At 58.0% G+C, this 18,222-nt stretch carries 14 protein-coding genes; 8 read left to right on the top strand and 6 right to left on the bottom strand.

Annotation, left to right across the window (positions count from 1 at the left end; translation table 11 throughout):
* Window positions 1-41: 41 nt before the first annotated feature.
* Genes V6944_RS16680 through V6944_RS16665 form a run of 4 tightly spaced genes read right to left on the bottom strand, consistent with a single transcriptional unit; the run spans window position 42 to window position 4,496 of the window.
* A complete protein-coding gene (locus V6944_RS16680; RefSeq protein ID WP_333499748.1) occupies window positions 42-1,061 on the bottom strand; it encodes a Gfo/Idh/MocA family protein in 1,020 nt (339 codons plus the stop codon).
* A 12-nt stretch (window positions 1,062-1,073) separates the two neighbouring features.
* Entirely contained in the window at window positions 1,074-2,141 is a 1,068-nt protein-coding gene (locus tag V6944_RS16675; protein ID WP_333499747.1) for a Gfo/Idh/MocA family protein, read from the bottom strand.
* Between the two features lie 2 nt (window positions 2,142-2,143).
* A complete protein-coding gene (locus V6944_RS16670) occupies window positions 2,144-3,322 on the bottom strand; it encodes a Gfo/Idh/MocA family protein (protein ID WP_333499746.1) in 1,179 nt (392 codons plus the stop codon).
* A 19-nt stretch (window positions 3,323-3,341) separates the two neighbouring features.
* Entirely contained in the window at window positions 3,342-4,496 is a 1,155-nt protein-coding gene (locus V6944_RS16665; protein WP_333499745.1) for a Gfo/Idh/MocA family protein, read from the bottom strand.
* A gap of 191 nt (window positions 4,497-4,687) precedes the next feature.
* Between V6944_RS16665 and V6944_RS16660 the strand changes: the two genes are divergently transcribed.
* Window positions 4,688-5,743 (top strand): LacI family DNA-binding transcriptional regulator, encoded by a 1,056-nt coding sequence (locus V6944_RS16660; protein ID WP_333499785.1) that lies wholly within the window; start codon window positions 4,688-4,690, stop codon window positions 5,741-5,743.
* Window positions 5,744-5,745: 2 nt separating this feature from the next.
* On the opposite strand, the gene msrA is transcribed toward V6944_RS16660, so the two are convergent.
* Window positions 5,746-6,384, bottom strand: a complete 639-nt coding sequence (msrA, locus tag V6944_RS16655; protein WP_333499744.1) for a peptide-methionine (S)-S-oxide reductase MsrA — start codon at window positions 6,382-6,384, stop codon at window positions 5,746-5,748.
* A gap of 269 nt (window positions 6,385-6,653) precedes the next feature.
* Here msrA and tamA point away from each other — a divergent pair, with 269 nt between their 5' ends.
* From tamA to V6944_RS16640, 3 genes are read left to right on the top strand one after another with little or no spacing between them, the layout of a single operon-like run.
* Window positions 6,654-8,387, top strand: coding sequence for an autotransporter assembly complex protein TamA (gene tamA, locus V6944_RS16650; RefSeq protein WP_333499743.1), 1,734 nt, complete (start codon window positions 6,654-6,656; stop codon window positions 8,385-8,387).
* Window positions 8,384-12,160, top strand: coding sequence for an autotransporter assembly complex protein TamB (tamB, locus tag V6944_RS16645; protein WP_333499742.1), 3,777 nt, complete (start codon window positions 8,384-8,386; stop codon window positions 12,158-12,160). Before tamA ends, tamB begins: the two co-directional genes overlap by 4 nt.
* A gap of 2 nt (window positions 12,161-12,162) precedes the next feature.
* On the top strand, window positions 12,163-12,507 hold the full coding sequence (locus tag V6944_RS16640) for a gamma-glutamylcyclotransferase family protein (protein WP_035896263.1): 345 nt from the start codon (window positions 12,163-12,165) through the stop codon (window positions 12,505-12,507).
* A 110-nt stretch (window positions 12,508-12,617) separates the two neighbouring features.
* On the opposite strand, the gene ppa is transcribed toward V6944_RS16640, so the two are convergent.
* Window positions 12,618-13,145 carry an inorganic diphosphatase gene (gene ppa / locus V6944_RS16635; protein ID WP_005134479.1) on the bottom strand — a complete coding sequence of 176 codons (528 nt, stop codon included), beginning with the start codon at window positions 13,143-13,145 and terminating at the stop codon, window positions 12,618-12,620.
* 402 nt (window positions 13,146-13,547) lie between these two features.
* Between ppa and ytfQ the strand changes: the two genes are divergently transcribed.
* The 4 genes from ytfQ (at window position 13,548) to yjfF (ending at window position 18,136) form a co-directional block, all read left to right on the top strand.
* On the top strand, window positions 13,548-14,504 hold the full coding sequence (gene ytfQ, locus V6944_RS16630; RefSeq protein WP_123651118.1) for a galactofuranose ABC transporter, galactofuranose-binding protein YtfQ: 957 nt from the start codon (window positions 13,548-13,550) through the stop codon (window positions 14,502-14,504).
* Between the two features lie 105 nt (window positions 14,505-14,609).
* The gene (gene ytfR / locus V6944_RS16625; protein ID WP_333499741.1) at window positions 14,610-16,112 is read left to right on the top strand and encodes a galactofuranose ABC transporter, ATP-binding protein YtfR; all 1,503 of its coding nucleotides are present in this window, start codon (window positions 14,610-14,612) and stop codon (window positions 16,110-16,112) included.
* Between the two features lie 10 nt (window positions 16,113-16,122).
* A complete protein-coding gene (gene ytfT / locus V6944_RS16620; protein WP_333499740.1) occupies window positions 16,123-17,148 on the top strand; it encodes a galactofuranose ABC transporter, ATP-binding protein YtfT in 1,026 nt (341 codons plus the stop codon).
* Complete coding sequence (gene yjfF, locus V6944_RS16615) at window positions 17,135-18,136, top strand: galactofuranose ABC transporter, permease protein YjfF (protein WP_333499739.1); 1,002 nt, start codon at window positions 17,135-17,137, stop codon at window positions 18,134-18,136. The genes ytfT and yjfF overlap by 14 nt, the downstream gene beginning before the upstream one ends.
* The last annotated feature ends 86 nt before the right edge of the window (window positions 18,137-18,222 follow it).

Here is an 18,222-nt window from a genome sequence, read left to right as displayed (position 1 = left end):
ACCTTATATTATTGACAGCAGGAAAAATCGGATGACGATCGCTAGTTTATATTCACCCATTTCCTCAATAGTGACGAGTGGTAAATAGCATTAACCATCTGTAATGATTTGGCCGCCTCAGCAATATCGCAGTAATCTGCAGAAGCGGGATCGTTTAATGCCTGGTAAAAGTGGAGAATGGCCAAACGGTGGCCGATTCCCCAGTAGCTTTTGCCGATGCCGTCGGGTGCGGCATCGCTGGCAAGCTGCGTACGCGTATCATCGCTGAACAGCCACAACACGTTGTCCGTCAGGCGCAACATTCCCCGTTCAAACTCCAGCTCCAGCAGCAGTGGTGAGTCGCTGATATGACTGTTGCTGGCGTAAAATAGCCCGCGTGCGCCGTTGTGAAAACGCAGGATGACCATCGCGCTGTCTTCCGTTTCAATCTCGTCGGCAAGCCAGGCGCTGTCGACGACCCCCTTCAGGCTCTTGACCCCCTCGCCAAACCATTGCATCAAATCCAGCGTGTGAATCGCCTGATTAATCAACAAGCTGCCGCCTTCGGTGGCAAAGCTACCGCGCCACGGGCTGGCGGCATAGTAATCCCCGGAGCGCGACCAGGTGAGCACCGCTTTGATGGCACGCAGGCTGCCCAACGTACCGTCGGTGATACAGCGCTGAATGGCTAAGCTGGTGGGGTTCAGGCGGTTCTGGTAGCAGACACCCACGCGACGCTGGTGGCGCGTTGCTGCTGCCTGAATTTCGTTGGCCTCCAGCGGATTCATTACCACCGGCTTCTCGCAGAAAACCTGTTTCCCTGCCGCCAGCGCGGCAAGGATCATCGGTTTATGCAGGTAGTGCGGCGTGCAGATATGCACCACGTCAATGGCGTCATCCAGCAGCATCTCGCGATAGTCCTGATAAAAATGACAGCCATAGTCGGCCGCCAGCCGGCTTCCTTTAGCGCTATCAATATCAACAATCGCGCGCAGGACAACGCCCGGCACATGGCGCAGCGCGTCTACGTGGCAGGTATGGATGGCACCGCAGCCGATAATGGCCGCATGACGTGTTTTCATTTCTGCCTCCCGTTATTCCACCGCGTTCGCCAGCATCTGTGCCTTCACGCACAGCTCGGCCGCTTTAAAGGTGTGCGCCTGGGTCATGGCGTTTTCGGTGCGGTTCAGGCAGTCCCGAATCAGCTCGCCAAAATAAGGGAAGCCCACTTTGCCCGCCACCGGATAGCGGAACTCGCCCTCTTTGTTGACCAGATAAACCACGTCCTGCTCGCCGTGAGTGATATCGACGTACTTACGGATTTCGATATAGCCGTCGGTGCCGAGCAGCGTTAAGCGGCCATCGCCCCAGCTAGAGAGACCATCCGGTGTGAACCAGTCGCAGCGGAAGTAGCCGGTGGCGCCGTTGTCACCTGCCAGCATGGCATCGCCGAAATCTTCAAACTGCGGGTACTGTGGATGGTTCACGTTGCGAACCTGGCTTGCCACGATGCGTGCATCGCTGTTGCCGGTATAAAACAGGAACTGCTCAATCTGGTGGCTGCCGATGTCACACAGGATGCCGCCGAAGAACTCTTTTTCGTAGAACCAGTCCGGGCGACCGGTGCCTTCACGGTGTGGGCCGACACCCAGCGTCTGCATCACGCGGCCAATTGCGCCCTCGGCAACTAACTGCCCGGCAAAGACCGCGCTTTCCACGTGCAGGCGCTCGCTGTAGTACACCGCGTATTTACGCCCAGTTTCCGCCACTTTACGCTTCGCGGCTTCAAGCTGCGCCAGCGTGGTCAGCGGGGCTTTATCGGTGAAGTAGTCTTTCCCGGCATCCATCACTTTCAGCCCCAGCGCGCAGCGCTCGGACGGAATCGCCGCTCCGGCAACGAGCTGGACGCTGCCGTCGTTTAAAATCGTTTCCAGCGTCGGCGCAACCTGCGCCTGCGGATATTGCTGTACAAACTTATCAACCTTTGCCGGGTCCGGATCATAAACCCATTTCAGCGTCGCACCGGCTTCTATCAGGCCGTTACACATCCCGTAGATATGGCCGTGGTCTAATGCCGCTGCCGCAATAATAAACTGACCCTCGCCAACAACCGGCTGTGGTTTGCCCACCGGGGCGTAGTTCATACCGTCTTTGATGCTCATGTTTATGCTCCTTTGTCCAAATCTTTACCCAACGGGATTGCACCCACTTCGCTGAAGTTCTCGACCGATGCCGCCTTCTCGTAGAAGTGTGGGGCGAGGGAAACCAGGCCACCGGTTTTATACCAGGGCTCATCCGGGCTGACGGGCAGCGTCACGACGCGCCCGGTAATGGAAGATTGATAGATGGCGGTAATCAGCTCGAGCGAGCGTTTACCCTGCACGCCGTCAATCAGCGGCTCACCATGCTGCTCCACCGCGGTCAGCAGATCGTTAATCTGCCCGGTGTGCAGCGTGTATTTGAGCTTTGGCGTAGTGCGGAAGAGTGAGTCCAGTCGTGCTTCCAGCTCGTCGTTATGCTGCTCCTGCGGGAAACCGTTATCGGCGGAGACGCTGGCCCACACGTCCCACGGGGCGGAGATACGTGCTTTATCGCCCTGAATCACGATTTTCTGGTCTTCGCCGTGATGCACCACCGAGGCGGTTAACTGGGTCAGCGCGCCGCTGCTGTAGCGGAAGATGGCGGCGGAAAGGTCTTCCACTTCGGCGTTATCGTGGGCAACGTTGGTCATCATCGCCACCACTTCCGTTGGGAAGCCGAGCATCCACTGGATGGCGTCAATGTGGTGCACCGCATGGTTCAGGGTGCAGCCGCCGCCCTCTTTTTCCCAGGTGCCGCGCCACCACAGGTCGTAGTAGCAGTGGCCGCGCCACCAGAACGAGTCCACCTGCGCGTGGCAAATTTTTCCTAGTTCGCCGGAGTCCACCACCTGTTTTAAGCGCCAGAAGGCGTCGGTGAAGCGGTTCTGGGCGATGATGGAGAGGATTTTGCCGCTGGCGCGCTGGGCGGCGATCATCGCGTCGCACTCTTCCAGCGACGCCGCCATCGGTTTTTCGCACAGCACGTGTTTACCGGCATTTAAGGCATCGATGCTGATTTCCGCATGCACGTACGGCGGAGTACAAACATCGACAATATCCACCTCAAGGCCAGACTCCAGCAGCGCCTGATGGCTGCTGAATACCGTCGCGTCCGTCAGCCCGTAGCGGGCTTTCTTCTCCTGCGCTTTTTCCGGATAGATATCGACCAGCGCGACTATCTGGCAGCGGTCGGCAAACTCCTGATATCCCTGAATATGGTTGTGGGAGATGTTCCCGGTTCCCACTATCGCAATACGTAACATGTGTCTCTCCTGAGGCGGATTACCAGGTGCCGGATGCATCCAGCGTTTTACTTTCGACCTGTTTTTCAACGGAGGTGGCAATGCGCTCGTCCAACAGCTTTTTAAACAGCGCCTCGTCAAACGGTAGGTTGACCCAGTCGTCGGTCCAGGTGGAGAGATGCATCGCGTTGGAAAGCGTCAGGCCGCGGATGCCGTCGGTGCCGGGGGCAATCAGCGGTTTACCGTGCAGTACGGCATCGCAGAAGTTGGCGGTGACCACGTGGTGCTCGCTGCTTTCAGGCGGGGTAGGGATGAGCACCTCCCAGCACTCCGGCTCGCCAAAGCCGTTCTGCCAGCGGGCGTTGAATTCCGGTTCGGACTCGCGCAGACGCCAGAAGCGCAAGCGGCCTTCCTCGACCACCACTTTGCCGCGATCGCCGGTGATTTCCAGACGGTTGGTGCCCGGCGCTTCTGCGGTGGTGGTAATAAAGACCCCGGTTGCGCCATTGGCGTACTCGGCGTAGGCGGTGACGTCGTTTTCCACTTCAATATCGCGGTGCTTGCCGAACTGGCAGAACGCGCGCATGCGCACCGGCATACCGACCAGCCACTGCCAGAGGTCGAGCTGATGCGGGTCCTGATTGAGCAGCACGCCGCCGCCTTCACCTTTCCAGGTGGCACGCCAGCCGCCGGAGTTGTAGTAGCTCTGCGAGCGATACCAGTTGGTGATAATCCAGTTGGAGCGGCGCAGTTCGCCCAGCTCGCCGCTGTCGATCAGGTCTTTGACTTTCTGATACAGCGGGTTAGGGCGCTGGTTGAACATCATGCCGAACACCACATTGCAGCCGCGGGCGTAGTCGTTCATTTCGCGCACCTGGGCGGTGTAGACCCCGGCCGGTTTTTCGCAAAGGGTGTGGATGCCGTGGCGCATCGCCATCATCGACAGGCTAGGATGGTCGTAGTGCGGGGTGGAGACGATAACCGCGTCGATCAGCCCGCTTTTCAGCATCGTTTCGGCATCGTCGAATAGCGTAATGCTGTCGCCAACAAGCTGACGAATGGCCGGATGCTTGCTGAGATCGTTATCGCACACTGCCGTCAGGCAGGCCTCTTTCACCGTACCTGCCATCAGGTAACGGGCGTGAAGGGTACCAATGTTACCCACGCCGATAATGCCAAAACGCACCTTATCCATGTTGCACCTTAACCGTGATAGGAATGACTGAGGTTTGAAAATAGGGAAGGCGGGGAAAGCGGACAAACGGAATTTGTGAGAATGCTCGCAGGCCGGACAGGAATCTGCGCAGGAAACTGAAAATGGGTTTTAAAATCAGCAAACTGCATCTGCAAAAATTTGCAAAACATGATTGCGACAGAGGTCACACTATGTCCGGCAAGCTAAAAATGGATGAAATTGCCGCCCAAACGGGCTACTCGGTCAGCACCGTTTCCCGGGTGTTGAGCGGCAAATCCTACACCAGTGAAAAGGCGCGGGAAGCTATCGTCAGCTGCGCGCGCAGGCTGGGCGTGCTCGATGATTTAGCCAGCGGTCGTTTACTGATTAACGGCATTGCGGTGTTCGCGCCGCAGCGCACCTTTACCGCTCAGGGGGATACCTACTATCTGGAGGTGACGCGCGGCATCGCCGAGGCGGTCTCGCCGCACGATGTCTACGTGAGCTACTGCGGGCTGGACGAGCAGCGCGCCGACATCAAGGTGTTCCTCGAGAAGGTCAGCCATAAAAATATCAATGCGATCATTATCATCGGCATTGATGACCCCACTATCCACAAGCTGGCGCAGTCGCTCGGTAAACCGTGCGTGCTGATTAACTCGCGGGATAAAGAGGGGCTGCTGGACTCTGTGTCACCGGACCACCGGGCGATTGGCTATCGGGCGGCGAGCTATCTGTTTGAACAGGGGCATCGGCGCATTCTGAGCGTCACCAGCCTGCGGCGTGAAACCATGTACTGGCGGCTTGAAGGGATTAAAGAGGTGTACCGACAGTACCAGCTTCCCTTTGATGCACAGCGCGACCTGCTGGTCACCGAAGGTTTTTCCGAGGGGGAGACCGAACGGGCGATTGCCGACTGGTTTGCCTCAACGCCGTCATCAATGTGGCCGGAGGTGATTTTCTGCGCCGGGCTGCCGATGTCGGTGGGCGTTCAGCACGTGCTGGAAAAACAGGGTGTCCGCGTGCCGCAGGATATCTCGCTGATGACCACCTACGTCTGGGAGCTGGATGCGCGAATGCGCGATGAAACCACCGGCATTGCCATTCCCTGCCGTTCGCTCGGCGTGGAGGCGGTGCACCTTCTGCAAACGCGGCTTAACCGTCCGCATGCCCCCGTGTTTAACCTGCTACTGCAGGGGCAAATCTATGAGCTTGGTACGGTGACGCACGCCACGCGTCATGCTGCACGCGTGGTCGTCTCCCGCTAACCTCAGGCCTGAGGCAGCAGGCACACGCCAATGCCACCGATGCCGCAGTAGCCGTGCGGATTTTTGTACAGGTACTGCTGGTGCTCATCCTCGGCATAGTAGAACGGCTTCGCGTTGGCGATTTCAGTGGTGATGGTGCGCGTATCGCCCGAGTGACGCATCGCCTCCTGGAACTGCTTCAGGCTGGCATGCGCCTCCTGCTCTTGCTCCGGCGTGACGGGATAAATTGCCGAGCGGTATTGCGTGCCCTGATCGTTACCCTGTCTCATCCCCTGCGCCGGGTCGTGGTTCTCCCAGAACACTTTCAACAGTTCGCCATAGCTGACGACCGCCGGGTCGTACACCACGCGCACAGCTTCGGCGTGCCCGGTCTGGCCGCTGCACACTTCGCGATAGGTCGGATTAGGCGTATAGCCGCCGGTGTAACCCGCTGCGGTGCTGTAAACCCCAGGGATCTGCCAGTACAGACGTTCGACGCCCCAGAAGCAGCCCATGGCGAATAAGGCGACCTCCATCCCCTCCGGAACGTGTGTCATTGAGTGTTCCGTCACAACATTGAGCGTGGCGACCGGCATTGGCGTATTTCTTCCGGGCAATGCATCCGATTGAGATACAAGGTGTTTTTTATCAGCTAGACTCATGGGATAGGCCTCCGGTGTACGGTAATTTCCGTTAAGGTTGTAACCGAGCGCGTCTTTTAACACAATAAACACGCCGAATACGTCTAGATTTAAACATAAGAATAATTTGGGGCTCTGTCTTTTTTTCAACCCGACAAAGAGTGGGTTTTTTGAGCTGACGTTGAATGCCGTGCGCCCTCAGAGCGCAGTAATGGCGAAAACGCAGTCGTGGCCGCGGAGCGGGCTTTCGTTTCCCGTTGGGGTGGGAACAAGGATATTCAGGAGAAAATGTGCGACAAATCCGCCAGTTATGTTTGGTGAGCTTGCTGCTGACCAGCGGTATTGCCAGTGCAGCAAACGTCCGTCTGCAGGTTGAAGGGCTCTCAGGCGAGCTACAAAAAAACGTGCGTGCGCAGCTTTCGAACATCGGCAGCGATGAAGTGACCGCCGATCGTCGTTTTCGCGCGCGCGTCGATGATGCTATTCGTGAAGGGCTGAAGGCCCTTGGCTACTATGAGCCGACCATCGATTTCGAACTTAAACCGCCTCCGGCCAAAGGCCGTCAGGTGCTGCTGGTGAAAGTGACGCCCGGCGAACCGGTGCTGATTGGTGGCACCGACGTGATTCTGCGCGGCGGCGCGCGGACCGACAGCGACTATCTGGCGCTGCTGAAAACCCGGCCTAAAATTGGCTCCGTCCTGAATCACAGCGATTACGACCACTTTAAAAGCTCGTTAACCAGCGTGGCGCTGCGCAAAGGCTACTTCGATAGCGAGTTTAACAAGAGCCAGCTTGGCGTGTCGCTCGCCCGTCATCAGGCGTTCTGGGATATCGACTACGATAGCGGCGAACGCTACCGCTTTGGCGACGTCACCTTTGAAGGCTCGCAGATCCGCGAGGAGTATTTGCAGCATCTGGTGCCGTTTAAAAAGGGCGATTATTACCAGTCCAGCGATCTCGCTGAACTGAACCGTCGTCTCTCTGCCACCGGTTGGTTTAACTCGGTAGTGGTGGCCCCTGAATTTGATAACTCCCGGAAAACGAAGGTGCTACCGCTGCATGGCGTCGTCTCGCCGCGCAGCGAAAACACCGTTGAACTGGGGGGCGGCTACTCCACCGACGTGGGGCCACGGGTGAAAGCCTCGTGGAAAAAACCGTGGGTTAACTCCTACGGCCATAGCCTGACGACCAGCGTCAGCGTGTCCGCTCCGGAACAGCAATTGGACTTCAGCTACAAAATGCCGCTGCTGAAGAACCCGCTGGAGCAGTATTACCTGGTGCAGGGCGGTTTCAAAAGCACCGACCTTAACGACACCAAAGCGGACTCCACTACGCTTGCCGTCTCGCGTTACTGGGACCTGTCGAGCGGCTGGCAGCGCGCCATTAACCTGCGCTGGAGCCTCGACCACTTTACCCAGGCCGATGTCACCAATACCACCATGCTGTTCTACCCTGGCGTCTCTATCAGTCGAACCCGCTCGCGCGGTGGCCTGATGCCAACCTGGGGTGACTCGCAGCGTTACTCTATCGACTACTCCAACACAGCTTGGGGTTCGGACGTCGACTTCTCCGTTATTCAGGCGCAAAACGTCTGGATCCGTACGCTCTATGACCGCCATCGTTTTGTGATGCGCGGCAACCTTGGCTGGATTGAAACCGGCGACTTCGACCGCGTACCGCCGGACCTGCGTTTCTTCGCCGGTGGCGACCGCAGTATTCGCGGCTATAAATACAAATCGATCGCCCCGCGCGACGACAACGGCAAGCTGATTGGTGCCTCTAAACTGGCTACCGGCTCGCTGGAGTATCAGTACAACGTGACCGGGAAATGGTGGGGCGCGGTGTTCGTTGACGGCGGTGAAGCAGTCAGCGATATCCGCCAGAGTGACTGGAAAAAAGGCGCGGGCGTTGGCGTACGCTGGCAGTCGCCGGTCGGGCCTATCAAGCTCGATTTCGCCGTCCCAGTGGGCGACAAAGATGAACATGGATTGCAGTTTTATATCGGACTGGGGCCTGAACTATGACGTTATGGAAGAAAATAAGCCTCGGCGTACTGATTTTTCTCGTGCTGCTGGTGGGGATCGTCGGATTCCTCGTCGGCACGACGACAGGGTTACATCTGCTGTTTAACGCGGCAAACCGCTGGGTGCCGGGGCTGGAAATCGGCAAGGTCACCGGCGGCTGGCGCGATCTGACGCTGAAAAATGTCCGCTACACCCAGCCGGGCGTGGCGGTCGATGCCGGGGAATTCCACCTGGCGGTGGATCTCAACTGCCTGTGGCACAGCAGCGTGTGCGTGAACGACATTGCGCTTAGCAACATCAACGTGGCTATCGACAGCAGCAAAATGCCGCCTGCCGCGCCGGTGAAAGAAGAGGACAGCGGCCCGCTGAACCTCTCCACGCCGTACCCGATTACCCTCAAGCGGTTCGCGCTTAACAGCGTCAATATCAAGATTGATGCCACCACGGTGTCGGTGATGGACTTCACCAGCGGCCTTCAATGGCAGGATAAAAACCTGACCCTGACGCCAACCACGCTGCAAGGGCTGCTGATTGCCCTGCCGAAGGTCGCCGACGTGGCGCAAAAAGAGGTGGTTGAGCCGAAAATTGACAACCCGCAGCCGCAGGAAAAACCGCTCGGCGAGACCATGACCGAGCTGTTCTCCAAACCGGTGCTGCCGGAGATGGCCGATATTCATCTGCCGCTGAACCTGAACATTGAGTCCTTTAGCGGCGAACAGCTGCGCATTACCGGCGACACTGACCTTACGGTCTACAAAATGCTGCTGAAGGTGAGCAGCATCGACGGCAATATGAAGCTCGATACGCTGGACGTTGACTCCAGTCAGGGCACGGTAAACGCCAGCGGGACCGCGCAGTTGATCAACGACTGGCCGGTAGACATCACGCTCAACAGTACGCTGAACATCGATCCGCTGAAGGGCGAGAAAGTGAAGCTGAAAGTGGGCGGCGAGGTGCGTAAGCAGCTGGAGCTGGGGGTGAATCTTTCAGGCCCGGTGGATATGGATCTTCGCGCCCAGACACAGCTGGCGGAAGCCGGGCTGCCGTTCAATCTGGAGATCAACAGCAAGCAGCTTTACTGGCCGTTTACCGGTGAGAAACAGTTCCAGGCTGATGACCTGAAGCTGAAGCTCGGCGGCAAGATGACCGACTATACGCTCTCATTCCGCACTGGGGTGAAAGGGCAGGGCGTACCGCCAGCCGATATTACCATCGACGCGAAAGGCAACGAGCGGCAGGTGAGCCTCGACAAGCTGACCGTGGCCGCGCTGGAGGGGAAAACCGAACTGACCGCACTGCTCGACTGGCAGCAGGCGATCAGCTGGCGCGGTGAGCTGGCGCTTCGTGGCATCAACACCGCGAAGGTAGCACCGGACTGGCCGTCGAAGCTGGATGGCCTGATTAAAACCAACGGTAGCCTCTATGGCGGCACCTGGCAGATGAACGTACCGGAGGTGAAAATCACCGGCAACGTGAAGCAGAACAAGGTGAACGTCGATGGTTCACTGCGCGGCAACAGCTACATGCAGTGGACTATTCCCGGCCTGAAGGTGGCGCTGGGTAACAACAACGCCGACGTGAAGGGCGAGCTGGGGGTGAAAGACCTCAACCTGGATGCCAACATTGATGCGCCGAAGCTCGACAACATGCTGCCGGGCCTTGGCGGCACGGCGAAGGGGTTAGTGAAAGTTCGCGGTACGGTGGACGCCCCGCAGCTGCTGGCGGATATCACCGCGCGTGGCCTGCGCTGGCAGGCGCTGTCGATTGCTCAGGTGCGCGTGGATGGCGACGTCAATTCCACCGACCAGATTGCCGGTAACCTCGATGTACGCGTAGAACGCATCGTCCAGCCGGGGGTAAATATCGGCCTGGTCCATCTGGCAGCCAAAGGCAACGAGAAGCAGCACGCGCTGCAGCTGCAGATTCAGGGCGAACCGGTCTCCGGCCAATTAGCCCTGTCGGGCAGCTTCGACCGTAAAGAAGAACGCTGGAAGGGGGCGCTCAGCAATACGCGCTTCCAGACCCCCGTTGGCCCGTGGTCCATCAACCGCGATATCGCACTGGACTACCGCAACCTCGAACAGAAAATCAGCATCGGGCCGCACTGCTGGGTGAACCCGAACGCTGAACTGTGCGTGCCGCAGACGATTGATGCCGGGGCGGCGGGCCATGCGATAGTTAACCTTAACCGCTTCGACTTAGCGATGCTCAAACCGTTTATGCCGGAAGCGACGCAGGCCAGCGGGGTGTTCAGCGGTAACGCCGACGTGACCTGGGACACCACCAAAGAGGGGCTGCCGCAGGGTAAAGTGACGCTCTCCGGGCGCAACGTGAAGGTTACGCAAATCGTCAACGATGCGCCGTTGCCGGTGGCGTTTGACACGCTGAATCTGAACGCCGATCTGCACAACAACCGCGCCGAGCTGGGCTGGCTTATCCGCCTGACCAACAACGGCCAGCTGGACGGGCAGGTACAGGTCACCGACCCGCAGGGGCGGCGTAACCTGGGCGGTAACGTCAACATCCGTAACTTCTCACTGGCGATGATTAATCCCATCTTCTCCCGCGGTGAAAAGGCGGACGGCAAGCTCAACGCGAACCTGCGTCTGGGCGGCGATGTGCAGAGCCCGCTGCTCTATGGGCAGATGCAGTTGAACGGCATCGACGTGGACGGCAACTTTATGCCGTTCGACATGCAGCCAAGCCAGATAACCATGAACTTCAACGGCGCCAGCTCGACGCTGCTGGGGGATATTCGTACCCAGCAGGGGCAAATTAGCCTGAACGGCGACGCGGACTGGCGGCAGATAGACAACTGGCGCGCGCGCATTGCCGCGAAAGGCAGTCGGGTTCGTATCACCGCGCCGCCGATGGTGCGCCTGGATGTATCGCCGGACATTGAGTTTAAAGCCACGCCAAGCCTGTTCACGCTGGATGGCAACGTCGATATCCCGTGGGCGCGTATTATTGTGAAAGAGGTGCCGGAAAGCGCTGTCGGCGTCTCCAGCGATGAGGTGATGCTCAACAGTGACCTCAAGCCGGAGAAAACGCAGTCCGCGTCGATTCCTATCAACAGCAACCTGAATATCCATGTCGGCAACAACGTCCGTCTGGACGCGTTCGGCCTGAAGGCGCGCCTGACCGGCGACCTGAAGGTGGCGCAGGATAAACAGGGGCTGGGGCTGAACGGGCAGATCAACATTCCGGAAGGGCGCTTCCACGCCTACGGCCAGGATTTGATCGTGCGTAAAGGCGAACTGCTGTTCTCCGGCCCGCCGGATCAGCCGCTGCTGAATATCGAAGCCATTCGTAACCCAGACGCTACCGAAAATGATGTGATCGCCGGCGTTCGCGTCACCGGCTCAGCCGATCAGCCTAAGGCGGAGGTCTTCTCCGACCCGGCGATGTCGCAGCAGGAAGCGCTCTCCTACCTCGTGCGTGGGCAGGGTCTGGACAGCGGCCAGAGTGACAGTGCGGCCATGACATCTATGCTTATTGGTATGGGGGTTGCACAAAGTGGTCAGGTTGTGGGTAAAATCGGCGAGACGTTTGGCGTAAGTAATCTGGCTCTGGATACGCAAGGGGTGGGTGATTCCTCCCAGGTGGTGGTCAGTGGTTACGTATTGCCGGGTCTGCAGGTGAAATATGGCGTGGGGATCTTTGACTCGTTAGCGACGCTCACGTTACGCTATCGCCTGATGCCTAAGCTGTATCTGGAAGCGGTGTCTGGCGTAGACCAGGCGCTCGATTTGCTCTATCAGTTTGAGTTTTAGCAATGCGAATATTTGTGTACGGCAGTTTACGGCGCAAACAAGGTAACAGCCACTGGATGACCAACGCCCAGTGGCTGGGCGATCACAGCGTTTTCGATTATCAACTGTACAGCCTGGGCCACTATCCAGGCGCGGTGCCCGGCGAAGGCACGGTACACGGTGAGGTTTATCGGATCGACGCATCGACGCTGGCCGAACTGGATGCGCTGCGCACCAAAGCAGGTGAATATGCACGTCATCTCATCCAGACGCCCTATGGCAGTGCCTGGATGTACGTCTATCAGCGCCCGGTCGATGGGCTGAAGCTGATAGAAAGTGGAAACTGGTTGGACAAAGACCAGTATTGAATACGACAACGCCACCCCAGGGTGGCGTTGTTTTTTGTATTGCTGATACCGGGATCCGCACAAACAAAAACACCGCCCGAAGGCGGTGTTTTTGTCACGCTCGAAAAATATTATTTCTTCGCGCGTTCGAAGGAAGCAACGATTTCAGCTTTAGCCGCTTCAGCGTTGTCCCAACCGTCAACCTTAACCCATTTGCCCGCTTCGAGGTCTTTGTAGTGCTCGAAGAAGTGGGTGATCTGCGCTTTCAGCAGGTCTGGCAGGTCGTTCACATCTTTGATGTGATCGTATTCTTTGCTCAGTTTGGTGTGCGGTACCGCAACCAGCTTCGCATCTTCACCGGATTCGTCGGTCATTTTCAGCACGCCAACTGGACGGCAGCGAATGACGGAACCTGGCTCCAGTGGGTATGGCGTTGGGACCAGAACGTCTACCGGGTCACCGTCCAGAGACAGGGTGTGGTTGATGTAACCGTAGTTGCACGGATAGAACATCGCGGTGGACATGAAACGGTCAACGAACAGCGCGCCGCTCTCTTTGTCGACTTCGTATTTGATAGGATCTGCGTTAGCCGGGATTTCGATGACTACGTAGATATCTTCCGGCAGATCTTTACCCGCAGGGACGTTGAGTAAGCTCATGTCTGTTTCCTTTAGAATGTATGGCAAACTAGTGCCCGGTATTATAGCCAACTCGCCGGGAAAGTCTTGACCTGTTTTACGCCTCTCCCCCTGGAACCCGGCCTTTTCAGTGCCTTCTTACGGCAGAAAAATCCATAAACGTAGCCGCATCATGAATAAAATCATGAAACCGTTTACAACACGGTAAAAAATGGCAGCGTCGTGGTCAAAAAAAACACAAAAACGATAGCCATCAATGGGTGCGCGACACCTACTCCTTCCTGAACTCTGATGTTCGCTGCTAATTAACAAATAATTTACTTTTTTGAATTGTGATGTAACGCATTCCGTTACATATCCTATTGTCTATAGTTTTCCCGCAGATGAATATTTGACCAACAATAACCCTACGAGGATAACTCTATGTGGAAGCGCTTACTTCTTGTCACAGCAGTTTCCGCAGCCATGTCGTCTATGGTCATGGCTGCTCCTTTAACTGTGGGATTTTCGCAGGTCGGATCTGAATCCGGCTGGCGCGCGGCGGAAACCAACGTCGCGAAGCAGGAAGCGGAGAAACGCGGTATCACCCTGAAGATCGCCGACGGGCAGCAAAAGCAGGAAAACCAGATTAAAGCAGTTCGCTCGTTTATCGCCCAGGGCGTCGACGCCATCTTTATCGCCCCGGTGGTCGCCACCGGCTGGGAACCGGTGCTGAAGGAAGCCAAAGAGGCCAAAATCCCGGTCTTCCTGCTCGACCGTTCCATTGATGTTAAAGACAAATCGCTCTACATGACCACGGTGACCGCCAACAACGTGCTGGAAGGCCAACTGATTGGCGAGTGGCTGATTAAAACCGTCGACGGTAAACCGTGTAACGTCGTCGAGCTGCAGGGCACCGTCGGCGCGAGCGTGGCGATTGACCGTAAGAAAGGCTTCGCCGATGCGATTTCGAAAGCCTCCAACATCAAGATTATCCGCTCGCAGTCCGGCGACTTTACCCGCAGTAAGGGTAAAGAGGTGATGGAGAGCTTTATCAAGGCAGAAAACAACGGCAAGAACATCTGCATGGTTTACGCCCATAACGACGACATGGTGATCGGCGCTATTCAGGCCATCAAAGAGGCCGGGCTGAAGCCGGGCAAAGATATTCTGACCGGCTCTATTGACGGCGTGCCGGATATCTACAAAGCGATGATTGCCGGTGAAGCCAACGCCAGCGTCGAGTTGACCCCGAATATGGCTGGCCCGGCGTTTGATGCGCTGGAGAAATTCAAGAAAGACGGCACCATGCCGGAAAAAGTGACGCTGACCAAGTCCACGCTGTATCTGCCGGATACGGCGAAAGAGGAGTTAGAGAAGAAGAAAAATATGGGCTATTAAGCGGGCTGTACCCTCACCCCAACCCTCTCCCTGAAAGGGAGAGGGAGCAGGGCGGTGCGGGCTGCAAGTTGGGCACAATGTATTGGGTGAGGGGGAGAGCGCACCATGACCACAGAAACCAACCCAGAAATCCTCCGCACCGAGGGGCTCTGCCAGTACTTCCCCGGCGTTAAGGCGCTGGATAACGTCAATTTTAGCCTGCGGCGCGGTGAAATTATGGCGCTGCTCGGTGAAAACGGTGCGGGGAAATCGACGCTTATCAAGGCGCTGACCGGTGTCTACCACGCCAACAGCGGCAGCATCTGGCTGGAAGGCCAGCAAATTAACCCGAAAAATACCGCCCATGCCCAACAGCTGGGGATTGGCACCGTCTACCAGGAAGTGAACCTGCTGCCGAACATGTCGGTAGCGGACAACCTGTTTATTGGCCGTGAACCCAAACTCTTTGGCTTTATCCAGCGCAAAGAGATGGAAAAGCGCGCCACCGCGCTGATGGCCTCCTACGGCTTTTCCCTCGACGTGCGTGAGCCGCTAAACCGCTTTTCCGTGGCGATGCAGCAGATTGTCGCCATCTGCCGGGCCATCGATCTCTCGGCAAAAGTGTTGATCCTCGATGAACCGACCGCCAGTCTCGATACCAAAGAAGTGGAGATGCTCTTCACCCTGATGCGCCAGCTGCGCGATCGTGGCGTAAGCCTGATCTTCGTCACCCACTTCCTCGATCAGGTCTATACGGTCAGCGATCGGATCACCGTGCTGCGCAACGGATCGTTCGTTGGCTGCCGGGAAACCAGCGATCTGCCACAGATTGAACTGGTCAAAATGATGCTTGGCCGCGAGCTGGAGCATCAGGCGCTACAGCGCGCCGGGCGCACGCTGCTCAGCGACAAGCCGATCGCCTCGTTTGAGGGCTACGGCAAAAAAGGCACCATCGCGCCGTTCGATCTACACGTTCGCCCCGGCGAGATCGTCGGCCTGGCGGGGCTGCTGGGATCGGGGCGTACCGAAACCGCCGAGGTGATCTTCGGCATCCATCCTGCCGACAGCGGCCAGGCAACGATCAGAGGCAAACCGCAAACCCTGCGATCGCCGCATCAGGCCTCCTGTCTGGGAATTGGCTTCTGTCCGGAGGATCGTAAAACCGACGGCATTATTGCCGCTGCCTCGGTGCGGGAAAATATTATCCTCGCCCTGCAGGCCCAGCGCGGCTGGCTGCGGCCGATTCCGCGCAAAGAGCAGAACGACATTGCCGAACGCTTTATCCGCCAGCTGGCAATCCGTACGCCTAGCGCCGAGCAGCCGGTAGAGTTTCTCTCCGGCGGCAACCAGCAGAAGGTGCTGCTCTCCCGCTGGCTGCTGACGCGCCCTCAGTTCCTGATCCTCGACGAACCGACCCGCGGGATCGACGTGGGTGCGCACGCAGAGATTATTCGCCTGATCGAAACCCTCTGCGCCGATGGCCTGGCGCTGCTGGTGATTTCGTCCGAGCTGGAAGAGCTGGTGGGCTACGCCGACCGGGTGATCATCATGCGCGATCGCCAACAGGTAGCGGAGATCCCGCTCGATAAGCTTTCCGTTCCCGCCATCATGAACGCTATTGCGGCCTAAGGAGTACACCGTGATGCCTCGATCCATTCCTCAACCCGGTCAGCCCGCGCGACGTTTTCGCTGGCCGCCGGGCATGCCGCAGATAGCGGCGCTGATTCTGGTGCTGCTGGTGGATAGCCTCGTCGCACCGCACTTTTTCCAGATAACGCTACAGGATGGCCGCCTGTTCGGCAGCCCGATTGATATCCTCAACCGCGCCGCCCCCGTGGCGCTGCTGGCGATTGGCATGACGCTGGTGATTGCCACCGGCGGTATCGATCTTTCCGTGGGCGCGGTGATGGCGATTGCTGGGGCCACCGCCGCCTCAATGACCGTAGCCGGGCACAGCCTGCCGGTGGTGCTGCTGGCGGCGCTAGGCTCCGGCGTGCTGGCGGGGCTATGGAACGGCATCCTGGTCGCTATCCTCAAAATTCAGCCCTTTGTGGCAACGCTCATCCTGATGGTGGCCGGGCGCGGCGTGGCGCAGCTGATCACCTCCGGGCAGATCGTCACCTTCGACTCGCCGTCGCTGGCGTGGATCGGCAGCGGCAAGTTTCTGCTGTTCCCGACGCCGGTGATTATCGCGCTGGTGACGCTGGTCCTCTTCTGGCTGCTGGCGCGTAAAACCGCCCTCGGCATGTTTATTGAAGCGGTGGGGATCAACATCCGCGCGGCGAAAAACGCCGGGGTAAACACCCGCATCGTGGTGATGCTGGCCTACGTGCTGAGCGGTGTTTGCGCGGCCATTGCCGGCACCATTGTCGCGGCGGACATTCGCGGAGCCGATGCTAACAACGCCGGGCTGTGGCTGGAGCTGGATGCCATTCTGGCGGTGGTGATTGGCGGCGGCTCGCTGATGGGCGGGCGCTTTAACCTGCTGCTGTCGGTGGTTGGCGCGCTGATTATTCAGGGCATGAACACCGGCATTCTGCTCTCCGGTTTCCCACCCGAGCTTAACCAGGTGGTGAAGGCGGTGGTGGTGATGTGCGTGCTGATCGTCCAGTCGCCGCGCTTTATTCAGATGCTGAAGAGGGTTCGCCGCGATGATAAAACGTAATTTACCGCTGATGATCACCCTGGGCGTGTTCATCCTCGGCTATCTCTACTGCCTGACCCAGTTTCCCGGCTTTGCCTCCACGCGGGTGATTTGCAACATCCTGACCGACAACGCCTTTCTGGGCATCGTGGCGGTAGGGATGACCTTTGTGATCCTCTCCGGCGGTATCGATCTCTCCGTCGGCTCGGTGATCGCCTTTACCGGCGTTTTCTTAGCCAAGGCCATTGGCGTATGGGGGCTGTCGCCGCTGGTGGCCTTCCCGCTGGTGCTGGTGATGGGCTGCGCCTTCGGGGCGTTTATGGGCTGGCTGATTGATGCCCTGAAGATCCCGGCGTTTATCATCACCCTTGCCGGGATGTTCTTTCTGCGCGGCGTCAGCTATCTGGTCTCCGAAGAGTCGATTCCTATCGATCATCCGCTCTATGACACCCTATCCGGGCTGGCGTGGACCATTCCCGGCGGCGGTCGCCTGAGCGCGATGGGGCTGCTGATGCTGCTGGTGGTGATTCTGGGGATCTTCCTGGCTCACCGTACCCGCTTTGGTAATCAGGTGTATGCCATCGGCGGCAGCGCCACCTCGGCGAACCTGATGGGGATTCCGACCCGCAGTACTATCGTGCGTATCTATATGTTGTCGACCGGGCTGGCGACGCTTGCCGGTATTGTCTTCTCTATCTATACCCAGGCAGGTTACGCGCTGGCGGGCGTTGGGGTAGAACTGGATGCCATTGCCTCGGTGGTGATTGGCGGTACGCTGCTGAGCGGTGGCGTGGGGACGGTGCTCGGTACGCTGTTCGGCGTGGGCATTCAGGGGCTGATTCAGACCTATATCAACTTCGACGGCACGCTCAGCTCATGGTGGACGAAGATAGCGATCGGCATTTTGCTGTTTATTTTCATCGCGCTCCAGCGTGCGCTGACGGTGCTGTGGGAGAAACGCCAGAACGCGGCGGTGACCCGCGTGAACGTGGCAGTAACAAAGGACTAACACACTGAAACACTAATGTTTTTCCGGTAGCGGCCGATACTGACTTTTTACGCCAAACAGTACCCCTGCTACCGGACAACACTATG

The organism is Kluyvera sp. CHPC 1.2972 (assembly GCF_036759925.1).
In the GTDB taxonomy this organism is placed as follows: domain Bacteria; phylum Pseudomonadota; class Gammaproteobacteria; order Enterobacterales; family Enterobacteriaceae; genus Kluyvera.
The sequence above is the reverse complement of the archived record's forward strand: the minus strand, read 5'-3'. Positions and strand labels throughout refer to the sequence as shown.